At 60.6% G+C, this 12,231-nt stretch carries 11 protein-coding genes; 3 read left to right on the top strand and 8 right to left on the bottom strand.

The features are described from left to right. Positions 1–5 precede the first annotated feature (5 nt). Both HU731_RS20390 and HU731_RS20385 read left to right on the top strand, forming a co-directional pair. Entirely contained in the window at positions 6–1,052 is a 1,047-nt protein-coding gene (locus HU731_RS20390) for a calcium/sodium antiporter (protein WP_186607427.1), read from the top strand. Further along, complete coding sequence (locus HU731_RS20385; RefSeq protein ID WP_014716917.1) at positions 1,049–1,432, top strand: carboxymuconolactone decarboxylase family protein; 384 nt, start codon at positions 1,049–1,051, stop codon at positions 1,430–1,432. Before HU731_RS20390 ends, HU731_RS20385 begins: the two co-directional genes overlap by 4 nt. Before the next feature lie 110 nt (positions 1,433–1,542). Here HU731_RS20385 and HU731_RS20380 read toward each other — a convergent pair whose 3' ends face one another. From HU731_RS20380 to kdgD, 5 genes are all read right to left on the bottom strand, one after another. Next, positions 1,543–2,484, bottom strand: a complete 942-nt coding sequence (locus tag HU731_RS20380; protein ID WP_032893571.1) for an AEC family transporter — start codon at positions 2,482–2,484, stop codon at positions 1,543–1,545. A gap of 199 nt (positions 2,485–2,683) precedes the next feature. Next, positions 2,684–4,237 (bottom strand): galactarate dehydratase, encoded by a 1,554-nt coding sequence (gene garD, locus HU731_RS20375; protein WP_186607336.1) that lies wholly within the window; start codon positions 4,235–4,237, stop codon positions 2,684–2,686. Positions 4,238–4,247: 10 nt separating this feature from the next. Continuing rightward, positions 4,248–5,612 carry an MFS transporter gene (locus HU731_RS20370; RefSeq protein WP_186607335.1) on the bottom strand — a complete coding sequence of 455 codons (1,365 nt, stop codon included), beginning with the start codon at positions 5,610–5,612 and terminating at the stop codon, positions 4,248–4,250. A 184-nt stretch (positions 5,613–5,796) separates the two neighbouring features. Then, positions 5,797–7,242, bottom strand: coding sequence for an aldehyde dehydrogenase family protein (locus HU731_RS20365; protein WP_186607334.1), 1,446 nt, complete (start codon positions 7,240–7,242; stop codon positions 5,797–5,799). A 54-nt stretch (positions 7,243–7,296) separates the two neighbouring features. After that, a complete protein-coding gene (gene kdgD / locus HU731_RS20360) occupies positions 7,297–8,208 on the bottom strand; it encodes a 5-dehydro-4-deoxyglucarate dehydratase (RefSeq protein ID WP_032893575.1) in 912 nt (303 codons plus the stop codon). Between the two features lie 233 nt (positions 8,209–8,441). On the opposite strand from kdgD, the gene HU731_RS20355 reads away from it, so the two are divergent. Next, positions 8,442–9,599: a phospholipase gene (locus HU731_RS20355; RefSeq protein ID WP_186607333.1), complete on the top strand. Its 1,158-nt coding sequence runs from the start codon at positions 8,442–8,444 to the stop codon at positions 9,597–9,599. 595 nt (positions 9,600–10,194) lie between these two features. Here HU731_RS20355 and HU731_RS20350 read toward each other — a convergent pair. The 3 genes from HU731_RS20350 to HU731_RS20340 all read right to left on the bottom strand — a co-directional run bounded on the left by HU731_RS20350 (position 10,195) and on the right by HU731_RS20340 (position 12,158). Further along, positions 10,195–10,944, bottom strand: coding sequence for a FadR/GntR family transcriptional regulator (locus HU731_RS20350; RefSeq protein ID WP_003188534.1), 750 nt, complete (start codon positions 10,942–10,944; stop codon positions 10,195–10,197). Positions 10,945–11,103: 159 nt separating this feature from the next. Further along, a complete protein-coding gene (locus tag HU731_RS20345; protein ID WP_003188531.1) occupies positions 11,104–11,523 on the bottom strand; it encodes a ClpXP protease specificity-enhancing factor in 420 nt (139 codons plus the stop codon). Positions 11,524–11,540: 17 nt separating this feature from the next. Next, complete coding sequence (locus HU731_RS20340) at positions 11,541–12,158, bottom strand: glutathione S-transferase N-terminal domain-containing protein (protein ID WP_003188529.1); 618 nt, start codon at positions 12,156–12,158, stop codon at positions 11,541–11,543. Between the last annotated feature and the right edge of the window lie 73 nt (positions 12,159–12,231).

Raw genomic sequence — 12,231 nt, 5'->3', positions numbered from 1 at the left:
TCGAACTGGTGGGCGGCCTGATCTTGCTGATCATCGGCGCTGAAATCCTGGTACGCGCTGCGGTGCGCCTGGCGGCGAGCCTCAAGGTGCGGCCACTGATCATCGGCTTGAGCATCGTCGCCTTCGGCAGCAGTGCGCCACAGATGACCGTCAGCCTGCAGGCCACGCTGGCCGGCAACACGGACATTGCCGTAGGCAGCGTCATCGGCAGCAGCATCTTCAATATTCTCGTGACCCTGGGCTTGTCCGCACTGATCATTCCGCTGCGGGTCTCGCGGCAGCTGGTGCGCGTGGATATCCCGGTGATGATCGTCGCCGGCCTGCTGGTGTTTATCCTCGCAGCTAATGAAATGCTGACGCCCTTCGATGGCGCCGTGCTGCTGGTGGCACTGGTGGCCTACCTGGGCGTATTGCATTACCAGACACGCCACTCCCGCCGCCCGCGCACCCTCGACACCGTTGCCAAAGCGCCATGGCTGAGCAGTGTGCTGCTGATGCTCGGCGGCTTGCTGGTGCTGGTGCTGGCCGGGCATTTGTTGCTCGGCGCAGCGGTGGATGTAGCGGGCGATCTCGGATTGTCGGAGCGCGTCATCGGCCTCACGTTGATCGGCGTCGGCACCTCGCTGCCGTGCCTTGCCACGTCGCTGATCGCCGCGTTGCGTGGCGAACGGGAGATCGCCGTGGGCAACGTGATCGGCAGCAACCTGTTCAACCTGCTCGGAGTGCTGGGCTTTACCGCACTGGTGGCGCCGACGCCGCTGTCGGTCTCGCCCAACGCCCTGGACTTCGATTTACCGGTGATGCTCGGCGCCATCATCCTGTGCCTGCCGGTGTTTTATACCGGCTACCGGGTAACGCGCATCGAAGGGCTGGTGTTGCTGGGGCTGTACCTGGCCTACGGACTGCATGTCATGGCCTTCACCACTGGCATGCCGCTGGCCAACAAGCTTGAACAATTGATGCTGTATTACGTCCTGCCGGCGTTAGGCGCTCTGCTGTTGTTCACCTCACTGCGCGCCTGGCACCGCCAACACAAGAGGGAATCGCAATGACCGATCAGAAAAAGCCCGGGGTTGAAGTGCGTCGCCAGGTCATGGGCGATGCGTTCGTCGACCGCGCCCTGGGTAATGCCACAGCGTTCACCCAGCCGCTGCAGGACTTCGTCAATGAGCACGCATGGGGCAGCGTCTGGAACCGCGAAGGTTTGCCACTCAAGACCCGCAGCCTGATCACCCTCGCCGCCCTCACCGCTCTCAAGTGCCCGCAGGAACTCAAGGGCCATGTGCGCGGTGCGCTGAATAATGGCTGTACGGTCGAGGAGATTCGCGAAGCGCTGCTGCATTGCGCCGTGTATGCCGGGGTGCCGGCGGCGATTGATGCGTTTCGGGCGGCGCAGGAAGTGATTGAGGCGTATCAGGCCGATCAGCAGTGACTGCCCTGTAGCTATCGCAGGCAAGCCAGCTCCCACACTTGAAGGTATTCACACTTCCACATGTGGGAGCTGGCTTGCCTGCGATGCGGCCTCAAGCTGCCCCACCTATTTCAGATCCAGCCACCCGCCTGCAACACAAAAATCCCGATATTCGTGGTCACCGCCGCCATCAGCGTGGTGATTACGATAATCGCCGCCGCCAACTCATGATTCCCTTCCGCCGCCCGAGCCATCACAAAGCTCGCGGCCGCAGTCGGCGCACCGAAATACAGGAACAGAATCCCCAGCTCCGGCCCTCGGAACCCCAGCAACCACGCGCCCAGGGTGGCGATCACCGGCAGCCAGATCATCTTCATCAGGCTCGCGCTCAAGGCCATGTTGCCGCTCTTGCGCAGCGCGGCCATGGACAAGGTGCCGCCGATGCAAATCAATGCCAACGGCAGCGTGGTATCAGACAGATACTGCAAGGATTTCTCGAGCCAACCGGGCACGCCGATCTGGAAGTACGCGAACGGCGTGGCGACGATCACGCTGATAATCAGCGGGTTGGCCATTACGCTTTTGAAGATACTCCACGGGTCGGACTTGATCACCGGGCTATACACCGCCAGCACAATGGTCGACAGCGTGTTGTAAAAGAGGATCACCAGCGCGGCGAGGATCGCGCCCAGGGAGATGCCGTAGTCGCCGTACATACTGGCTGCCAGCGCCAGGCCGATGACCCCGTTGTTGCCACGAAACGCGCCCTGGGCGTAGATGCCTCGGTCTTCGCGTTTGCAACGAAAGATCGCCCAGCCCCAGGCCATGGCAAAGCTCACCAGGGTGGCAACGCAAAAATAGATCAGCAGCCCCGGCTTGAGCGCCGAGTGCAGGTCGGCATGCAAAATGCCCAGGAACAGCAGCGCCGGCATGGCCACGTTGAACACCAGGGACGATGCGGTGTGGATAAAGTTGTCATTGATCCAGTTGATGCGCTTTAAGAACACGCCCAGGAACAGCATGGCAAACACCGGCGCGGTGATCGTGAGGGTGGTGAGGAAGATTGCCAGCATGCCGGGGAGAACCTTGGTGGGCGTCGTTAGTTGGCTAATGATAAGCCAGTACGAGCGGGTTCGTGTGGGCAACGCACTTCAAATGTAGGAGCGAGCTTGCTCGCGAGAAACTCCCAGGCGCCGCGTTCATTCAGTTAACACGCGTTATCGTTGGCGTTTTTCGCGAGCAAGCTCGCTCCTACAGGGTTAGCGCCGGGTCTCAGGTAATGGGCGCCGGGTTGAACAGCGTGATGTCGTTATGCAGCTTGTGCCGCTCCGCCCAGGTCTGCTTCTTGCCGCTGGCCACATCCAGATAGAAGTGGAACAGCTCCCAGCCCAGCTCCTCGATACTCGCGCGCCCCGTGGCAATGCGCCCGGCGTCGATATCGATCAGGTCCGGCCAACGCTGGGCCAGCTCGGTGCGGGTCGAAACCTTCACCACCGGCGCCATCGCCAGCCCGTAAGGCGTGCCGCGCCCGGTGGTAAACACGTGCAGGTTCATCCCCGCCGCCAGTTGCAAGGTGCCGCAGACAAAATCACTGGCCGGTGTGGCGCAGAAGATCAGGCCCTTTTCCTTGAAGCGCTCGCCAGGGCCAAGTACGCCATTGATCGCACTGCTGCCGGATTTGACGATGGAGCCCAAGGATTTTTCGACAATGTTCGACAGCCCGCCCTTCTTGTTACCCGGCGTGGTATTGGCGCTACGGTCTGCTTCCCCCTTGGCCAGGTAACGGTCGTACCAGTCCATCTCCCTGACCAGCTCGCGGGCGACGTCCTCGTTCTGCGCGCGTGAGGTCAGCAGGTAAATCGCATCACGCACTTCAGTCACTTCGGAAAACATCACCGTCGCGCCGGCGCGCAGTAACAGATCCGAGGCATAGCCCAGCGCCGGGTTGGCGGTGATGCCGGAAAACGCATCGCTGCCGCCGCACTGCATGCCCAGGATCAGCTCGGAGGCCGGCACGGTTTCGCGGCGGCGCTGGTCGAGTTTCTTCAAGCGCACCTCGGCCAGGGCCATGATCTGTTCGATCATTTCGGTAAAGCCGTGGCTGGAGTCCTGCAGGCGATACAGCCAAGGCTCGCTCAGGTCCACGGAGCTGTCGTTGTCGTGCATCACCTGGCCGGCCTGGAGCTTTTCGCAGCCCAGGCTGATCACCAAGGCTTCGCCGCCCAGGTTGGGGTTACGCGCCAGGTTGCGCACGGTGCGGATGGGGATGTAGGCATCCGTCGCCGTAATTGCCACACCGCAGCCGTAGCTGTGGGTCAGCGCCACCACATCATCGACATGCGGGTATTGAGGCAGCAACTCGTCCTTGATGCGCTTGACCGCATGGTCCAGCACGCCGGTAACGCATTGCACGGTGGTGGTAATGCCGAGAATATTGCGCGTGCCCACGGTGCCGTCCGCATTGCGATAGCCCTCGAAGGTAAACCCCTCCAGGGGTGCCTGGGTTTCAGGCACCTCGGTGGACAGCGGCAAGCTGTCCAGCGGCGGTGCGGTGGGCATGCGCAACTGGTCCTCCTGCACCCAACTGCCGCGCGGAATCGGCGCCAGGGCATAACCGATGGTCTGGCCGTAGCGAATAATCTGGCCGCCCTCGGGGATGTCTTCCAGGGTGACCTTGTGGCTCTGCGGGATGAAATCCACGGTGACCAGGCCGTCGGGAAACTCGGTACCGGCGGGTACCCCTTGATCGTTCACCACGATCACCACATTGTCGCGCTCGTGCAAACGGATCGAGCGCGGCGAGTCGGCATGTTCAATCAACTGCATCACACGAACCTCAGGAATGCGCTTGAGAAAGGTTGGTCAACTCAGGGCCCTGGGTAGGCGGCTCCTTGAGCACCACGCGCTTGATCGGACCGACAATCACCAGGTAACTGAACACCGCCACCAGCGCGTTGGCGCCGACGAACACCAGCGCCCATTTGAACGAGCCGGTGGTGCTGATGATGTAGCCAATCACAATCGGCGTGGTGATCGAGGCCAGGTTACCGAAGGTGTTGAACAAGCCGCCACTGAGCCCGGCGATTTGTTTCGGCGAGGTGTCAGACACCACCGCCCAACCCAGTGCGCCAACGCCTTTGCCGAAGAAGGCCAAGGCCATGAAGCCCACCACCATCCATTCGATGTCTACGTAATTGCACGCCACGATGCTGCTGGAAATCAGCAGGCCACCGATGATCGGCGCCTTGCGCGCGAAGGTCAGCGAGTGGCCTTTGCGCAGCAGGTAGTCGGAAATCACCCCGCCCAGCACCCCGCCGATAAAGCCGCAGATCGCCGGTAACGAAGCAATGAAACCAGCCTTGAGGATGGTCATGCCACGCTCCTGCACCAGGTACACCGGAAACCAGGTCAGGAAGAAGTAGGTGATGCCATTGATGCAGTACTGGCCCAGGTAGACGCCGAGCATCATGCGGTTGGTCAGGAGTTGACGGATGTAATCCCACTTCGGCCCGTCGGTTTTCTTACCCTTGCCCTTGTCCTGATCCATATCGACCATCGCGCCATTGGCGGCAATGTGATTGAACTCAGCCTCATTGATCAACGGATGCTGGCGCGGGCTGTGGATAACTTTCAGCCAGATCAGCGAGAAAACAATGCCGATCACGCCCATTACTATAAACACGTGCTGCCAGCCAAAGCGATAGACGATCCAGCCCATCAACGGCGCGAACAACACCGTGGCGAAGTACTGGGCCGAGTTGAAGATGGCCGACGCAGTGCCGCGTTCAGCCGTAGGAAACCACGCCGCAACAATACGGGCATTTCCCGGAAACGACGGCGCCTCGGCCAAGCCCACCATGAAGCGCAGCATAAACAGCGCGACTACTGCAGTGGAGACGCCAAACTCACCGACATAGCCTTGCAGCACGGTGAACAGCGACCAGGTGAAGATGCTCAAGGCATAGACTTTTTTCGAGCCGAAACGATCGAGCAGCCAGCCACCGGGAATTTGCCCGGCCACGTAGGCCCAACCGAATGCAGAGAAGATATAACCGAGGGTGACCGCGTCGATGCCGAGGTCTTTTTGCAGGCTGGAGCCGGCGATAGCGATGGTGGCCCGGTCGGCGTAGTTGATCGTGGTCACCAGGAACAGCATGAGCAGGATCAAATAGCGGACATGGGTCGGCTTGGTCGCTTGCATGTAGAAGTACTCCCACTAATTATTTTTTTTGCGGGTAATGATTTTGTATTGCCTGGTTGTGCCCCCCCTGTAGGAGCGAGCTTGCTCGCGAAAGACTTCAACGATTACGCGGGCATTCAGGATGCACGCGGTGAATTTGAGTTTTTCGCGAGCAAGCTCGCTCCTACAGGGAGGGTGCTGCGTGTTACGAACCGATGTAGCTGGTTTTCACCACGGTGTAGAACTCTTGCGCATAGCGACCCTGCTCACGCGAACCGTAGGATGAACCCTTACGGCCACCAAATGGAACGTGGTAGTCCACCCCCGCCGTCGGCAGGTTGACCATCACCATTCCGGCCTGGGAGTGGCGCTTGAAGTGGTTGGCATGTTTGAGCGAGGTGGTGGCGATGCCCGCCGACAAGCCGAACTCGGTGTCGTTGGCCATGGCCAGCGCCGCCTCGTAGTCCGCCACGCGCACCACGTTGGCCACCGGGCCGAAGATCTCTTCACGGCTGATGCGCATCGCCGCTTCACTGTCGGCAAACAGTGTGGGCGCCAGGTAATAGCCTTCGGTGTCGCAGGTGACCAGGCCGCCGCCGCTCACCAGCCGGGCACCTTCGCTCTGGCCGATGTCGATGTATTTAAGGTCCTGATCCAATTGGGCCTGGGACACCACCGGGCCAATGTCGGTGCCGCTATTCAACGCGTGGCCGACCTTGATCGACTTCATGCGCTCGGCCATCGCCGCGACAAACTGGTCGTGAATCCCGGCAGTAACAATCAGGCGGCTCGAGGCGGTGCAACGCTGGCCCGTGGAGTAAAACGCACTCTGAACCGACAGCTCGACAGCCTGCTTGAGGTCGGCATCGTCGAGAATGATCTGCGGGTTCTTGCCGCCCATTTCCAACTGCACCTTGGCCTGGCGCGAGACACAGCTGACGGCGATCTGACGCCCAACGCCCACAGACCCAGTAAAACTGATGCCATCGACTTTCGGGCTGTTGACCAGCACGTCGCCGACCACACGGCCACTGCCCATCACCAGGTTGAACACACCGGCGGGGAAGCCGGCGCGGGAGATGATCTCCGCCAAGGCCCAGGCACAGCCCGGCACCAGTTCGGCAGGCTTGATCACCACGCAGTTGCCATAGGCCAGGGCCGGGGCGATTTTCCACGCGGGGATGGCAATCGGGAAGTTCCACGGGGTGATCAGGCCCACCACACCGAGGGCTTCGCGGGTCACTTCAACGTTGACGCCCGGACGCACCGAGGGCACGTAGTCCCCCGACAGGCGCAAGCATTCACCGGCGAAGAATTTGAAAATATTGCCGGCGCGGGTCACCTCGCCAATGGCTTCGGGCAGGGTCTTGCCCTCTTCGCGGGCCAGCAAGGTGCCGAGTTCTTCACGACGGGCGAGAATCTCGCTGCCGACTTTATCCAGCGCATCGTGACGCGCCTGGATACCGGAGGTGGACCACGCCGGGAACGCGGCGCGGGCGGCGTCAATGGCCGCGTTGACTTGGGCCACGTCGGCTTTGGCATATTCGCCAATGGCGTCGGACACATCCGACGGGTTGATGTTGGTGCAGTAGTCGGCGCCGGTTACCCATTCGCCATTGATGTAGTTCTCAAAACGCTTTGCTTGGGACACGAATCTTCTCCTGACGCAAAAGGCCGCTGATTGCTCAGCGGCCTTGTGGATAATTTATTGCGCGCCTTGCTTGTCGATCAGCGCAGCAAGGGCTTCGTACTCTTCCGGCAGCAGATCGGTCAGTGGCGTACGCACGGGGCCTGCGTCATAACCGACGATTTTCGCACCGGCCTTGACGATGCTCACCGCGTAACCAGCCTTGCGGTTACGGATATCCAGGTACGGCAGGAAGAAGTCGTCGATGATCTTGCCAACGGTGGCGTGATCTTCGCGGGCAATGGCGTGGTAGAAATCCATCGCGGTCTTGGGAATGAAGTTGAACACCGCCGAGGAGTACACCGGCACGCCAAGGGCCTTGTAGGCTGCGGCGTAAACCTCTGCGGTCGGCAAGCCACCCAGGTAGCTGAAACGGTCGCCCAGGCGACGGCGGATCGACACCATCAACTCGATATCGCCCAGGCCATCCTTGTAGCCGATCAGGTTCGGGCAGCGCTCGGCCAGTTGCTCCAGCAGCGGTGCGGTCAGGCGGCAGACATTGCGGTTGTACACCACCACGCCGATCTTGACTGACTTGCACACGGCCTCAACGTGGGCGGCAACCCCGTCCTGGCTGGCTTCGGTGAGGTAGTGCGGCAGCAGCAACAACCCTTTGGCGCCGAGGCGTTCGGCCTCTTGAGCGTACTCGATGGCCTGGCGGGTGGCACCGCCTACACCGGCCAGGATCGGCACGCTGGACGCACAGGTATCCACGGCGGTTTTCACCACCTGGGAATATTCGCTGGCCGCCAGGGAGAAAAACTCACCCGTGCCGCCCGCGGCGAACAAGGCGCTGGCGCCATAAGGGGCCAGCCATTCCAGGCGCTTGATGTAACCCGCCTGGTGAAAATCACCCTGGGCGTTGAAATCGGTCACCGGGAAGGACAGCAGACCGTGGGAGAGGATGGACTTCAGTTCTTGTGGATTCATTATTCGAACACCCTGGGCGAAGACTTTCTTACGAAAGGTTGTTGTTGGTTTTGGTGATGTCGTACGTCATCGTACAACTATAAATAAATTCGTCAACTGCAATTCATCCGGCGTCATCCTGCGAAGGCTTAAGACGCGGCTCTTGACGTAGGAAATTTCTCACCTATGATTCAGATAACTGTATGTATATACAGTTATCACGGAAGATTCCTACGACATAGCAAGGAGCTAACATGTCAGGTCTTGAACTCGCAGCACCCGAAAAAACACCGCCTACCCTGCGCTTCGAAGGCGGTGAACACACCGCCATCGGCGATGACACCCTGCTTCGCTTCAGCAAGGACGCCCCGGCTATCCCTGCGCGCCAAGTCGAACTGCACCTGCCCAACGGGCTCGCACTGACCTACGGCCAAGTGATCGCCCTGGGCGGCGACTTCTATGGCATCCCCGGCCAACCGATCAGCGATGGCAACTCCCCGGCCGAGCGCGTGCAACGCTTCACCGCGGCCTTCAACTCCCTGGCCGTGCTGCCCGCTTCACGGGAAGAAGCGCAGAAGATCCTGGCGGTGATGCAAAAGGAGATCAACGCCGTCAACCAGGCGATCAAGGACGGCAAACAGCCGCACGAAGCCTACGACGCCCTGGGTGATACGTTGTCCGAGGAGTGGAACCGCATCACCGGCGGCGGCAGCGCTGTTTCGGCCCTCGTGCCGCTGGGCCGCTACCTGAAACTGGCAGCGGACAACGCCGACCACTTCGGTGAGTGGGCCTTGTCGGCCTACTTGGCCGGCCACACGGCGGCGCTGCAACAGGCCGTGGTGGCCCATCAGACCGGCACCGACCAGGCCCTGGAATTGGCCTACGCCATGAACAGCTTTGCCGATCACTTTTTGACCGACCTGTTTTCCGCCGGCCACCTGCGGGTACCGCGCAAACAACTGGCGGCAGTGGTGACGCCAGGAGAACTCGGCTCGCTGATCAGCCGCTTCATGCACGATGAAGACAGCAAGTTCGGGCTGAAGGTGCGCAATGCCATGGGCGCTCAGTGGCATGCCTACGGCGACAAGCGCTACTTCGACAGCATCGACGCCGACAATCGCGTGCAGGTCAAACGGGCCGTACAGGCCTCGGCAGATGAAATCTTCGACACCTTCATCAGCGGCATCGCGCCCTCCCCGGCTGAGTTCAAGGCACCGCTGTATGTGCCCGACCTGAACGCCGCGCAAAACCCGGCAAATAACTTCTCGCCGCTGTTCAAGATGGAGGGGGACAAGGTACTGCGGCGCAAGGACGTCAACGATTTGAACGACAAGCACTGGACCAATGATTGGTGGGGGTGGAGCACGTACTTGCTGCTTAAGGACTACAAGCCTAATCAACCCGCCAGCTAAATAGACGCGGTACTCCAGATAATGGAGATCAACTGTGGGGGCTGGCTTGTCTGCGATCCAGTCAACTCGGTGATTCAGGCACACCGAGTCGATACCTTCGCAGGCAAGCCAGCTCCCACAGTGACCGCGCCGGGCCACACACTCCACGATACGAAGCGAGCCGCTCTTGATCTTGATCTGCTTTTGATCTTGATCTTAGGCGCCCCGTTAAACCACGCTGGCCGAACGCAGGCTTGAATTCGTGGGTAACCCGGCAGGACGCCGGGTTAGCCGCCCCGCGCCATGGATGGCGCGTGGCGGCGGCCCACGGATTCAAGCCTGCGTTCGGGCACACCGAGCCTAAGCGAGGTGCCGAGTGGTGGGGCAAGAGCGTTTTGCTTACTTTTGCGCTTTTCAAAAGTGAGCCGCCGTCAGGGCGGAACCCTAAGTGGCCGTTACCGCAGCAATGGATATGTACACAATCCAACTGTGTCGCCTGCCCGGCCGCCTTCGCGAGCAAGCCCGCTTCCACAGTTGGATCGCAGGGTGTCAGCTAGAGAAGTGTCGGCTGGCGGGCCGCCATCGCAGGCAAGCCAGCCCCCACATTGGGCAAACCTCAGCCGCGCTGCGCCTCTGCCTCTTCATGAGCATGGCGCAGCCGCTCACGGCTGTTGGTCAAATGCAGGCGCATGGCCGCACGTGCCGCATCCGAATCCTGGCGGGCAATCGCCTCATAGATCTCTTCGTGTTCGCGGCTCAAGCGGCTCATGTAATGCTGTTGATCATCATGGGCCAAACGGGCCGAATTCAGGCGAGTACGCGGAATGATGCTGGTGCCCAGGTGGGTCATGATGTCGGTGAAGTAGCGGTTACCGGTAGACAGGGCAATTTCCAGATGAAAGGCAAAATCCGACGCCACCGCATCGCCAGCGTGGGCCGCACTTTCATTCAAGGCATCGAGGGCCGCACGCATGGCCGCCAACTGCTCATCGCTGCGACGCAAGGCCGCAAGGCCCGCAGACTCCACTTCCAGGCTGATACGCAGCTCCAGAATCGCCAGCACATCACGCAAGGTCACCACGGTGGCCGGGTCTATACGAAAACCGCTGGGGCTTGGCGTGTCCAGCACGAAGGTGCCGATGCCGTGACGAGTCTCCACCTGCCCTGCCGCCTGCAACCGCGAGATGGCTTCACGCACCACCGTACGGCTGACGCCATGGGCGTCCATGATCGCCGACTCGGTGGGCAACTTGTCGCCGCGTTTGAGCTGGCCATCGCGGATCTGCTCGGACAACACCGTGACCAATTCCTGGGCAAGGCTGCGGCGCTTGCGGGGAAGACGTGGGGCGGCGCTGGCGTTTTCCATGATGAACCATCTTTCTCGACGAACTAAAGACCGCATCATAGCCCATGGTGGTTGTACGATCACCGTTCTGGCACGACTTTCATCCATATCCTTCACGCAAAAAAAATGCCCCGACAGCTGTCGAGGCATTTTCTAGATGGGTCTGTAAGCGAAATCCGCTTACTTCACCACTTTCAAGCTTGGCCGACCGCTAGGGCGCGGCGGCTCGGCATCCGGTGGCGGTACATCATCACCGTCTTCGCCTTCGATCGTTTCGTCATCCTCTAAAGGCGACTCCAGATCGAACACCATGCCCTGGCCATTTTCCCGGGCGTAGATCCCGAGAATGGCACCGATGGGCACAAACAGCGTATGGGGCACACCGCCGAAACGCCCTTCGAAGCTCACCGCTTCGTTGTCCATGTGCAGGTGGCGCACGGCACTGGGCGATACGTTCAGCACAATTTGCCCGTCACTGGCAAAACCCTGGGGTACCTGAACCGCAGGAAATTCGGAATTGACCAGCATGTGCGGGGTGCAATCGTTGTCCACAATCCACTCATAGAGCGCGCGGACCAGGTAAGGTCGACTGGAGTTCATCAACGGCTCCTTAAGCCTTAGCGCATATCGCGTTCGGCGCCAGACAGACTTGCCTGGAAAGCCTCACGCGCAAACTGGCGCTCCATGTAATCAAGCAACGGCTTGGCCGGCCGTGGCAGTTCAATGCCCAGAATCGGCAAGCGCCAGAGTATGGGTAATAGGCAGCAATCCACCAAGCTTTGTTCCTCACTGAGGAAAAAAGGTTTATCGGCGAACAACGGCGAAACGCCGGTCAGGCTCTCGCGCAATTCCTTGCGCGCCTGTACACGAGCGGCTTCTTTGGAACGCGAATCCAGGATCACATCCACCAACCCGCACCAGTCACGCTGGATCCGATGGATCAGCAGGCGGCTGTTGGCACGCGCCACCGGGTACACCGGCAGCAAAGGCGGATGAGGGTAACGCTCATCCAGGTATTCCATCACCACGGTCGACTCCCACAACGCCAGGTCACGGTCGACCAGGGTGGGCAAGCTGCCGTAAGGGTTCACTTCGATCAGCTTCGGCGGCTGACGGCCCGCCTCCACACTGATGATCTCGGCGCTGACACCCTTCTCTGCGAGCACGATGCGTACTCGGTGGGAATAGTGGTCGGCGGGGTCGGAGTAACAGGCCAACCGGTTGGTCACGCCCATGGCGGTCCTCCTCGCTTGTTGAAATTATCGAAAGCTCAAAAACGAGCGCGCCCAGAAAGCATCCCTGTAACGA

It is taken from the genome of Pseudomonas salmasensis, assembly GCF_014268375.2.
Lineage (GTDB): Bacteria > Pseudomonadota > Gammaproteobacteria > Pseudomonadales > Pseudomonadaceae > Aquipseudomonas > Aquipseudomonas salmasensis.
The sequence above is the reverse complement of the archived record's forward strand: the minus strand, read 5'-3'. Positions and strand labels throughout refer to the sequence as shown.

Coding starts and splice junctions, on each gene's coding strand:
- HU731_RS20350 (WP_003188534.1), bottom strand. CDS start 10,944: ATGGAAAACGCCAGCGCCGCCCCACGTCTTCCCCGCAAGCGCCGCAGC.
- HU731_RS20385 (WP_014716917.1), top strand. CDS start 1,049: ATGACCGATCAGAAAAAGCCCGGGGTTGAAGTGCGTCGCCAGGTCATG.
- HU731_RS20355 (WP_186607333.1), top strand. CDS start 8,442: ATGTCAGGTCTTGAACTCGCAGCACCCGAAAAAACACCGCCTACCCTG.
- HU731_RS20345 (WP_003188531.1), bottom strand. CDS start 11,523: ATGAACTCCAGTCGACCTTACCTGGTCCGCGCGCTCTATGAGTGGATT.
- HU731_RS20380 (WP_032893571.1), bottom strand. CDS start 2,484: ATGCTGGCAATCTTCCTCACCACCCTCACGATCACCGCGCCGGTGTTT.
- HU731_RS20370 (WP_186607335.1), bottom strand. CDS start 5,612: ATGCAAGCGACCAAGCCGACCCATGTCCGCTATTTGATCCTGCTCATG.
- garD (WP_186607336.1), bottom strand. CDS start 4,237: ATGCAGTTGATTGAACATGCCGACTCGCCGCGCTCGATCCGTTTGCAC.
- HU731_RS20340 (WP_003188529.1), bottom strand. CDS start 12,158: ATGGGCGTGACCAACCGGTTGGCCTGTTACTCCGACCCCGCCGACCAC.
- kdgD (WP_032893575.1), bottom strand. CDS start 8,208: ATGAATCCACAAGAACTGAAGTCCATCCTCTCCCACGGTCTGCTGTCC.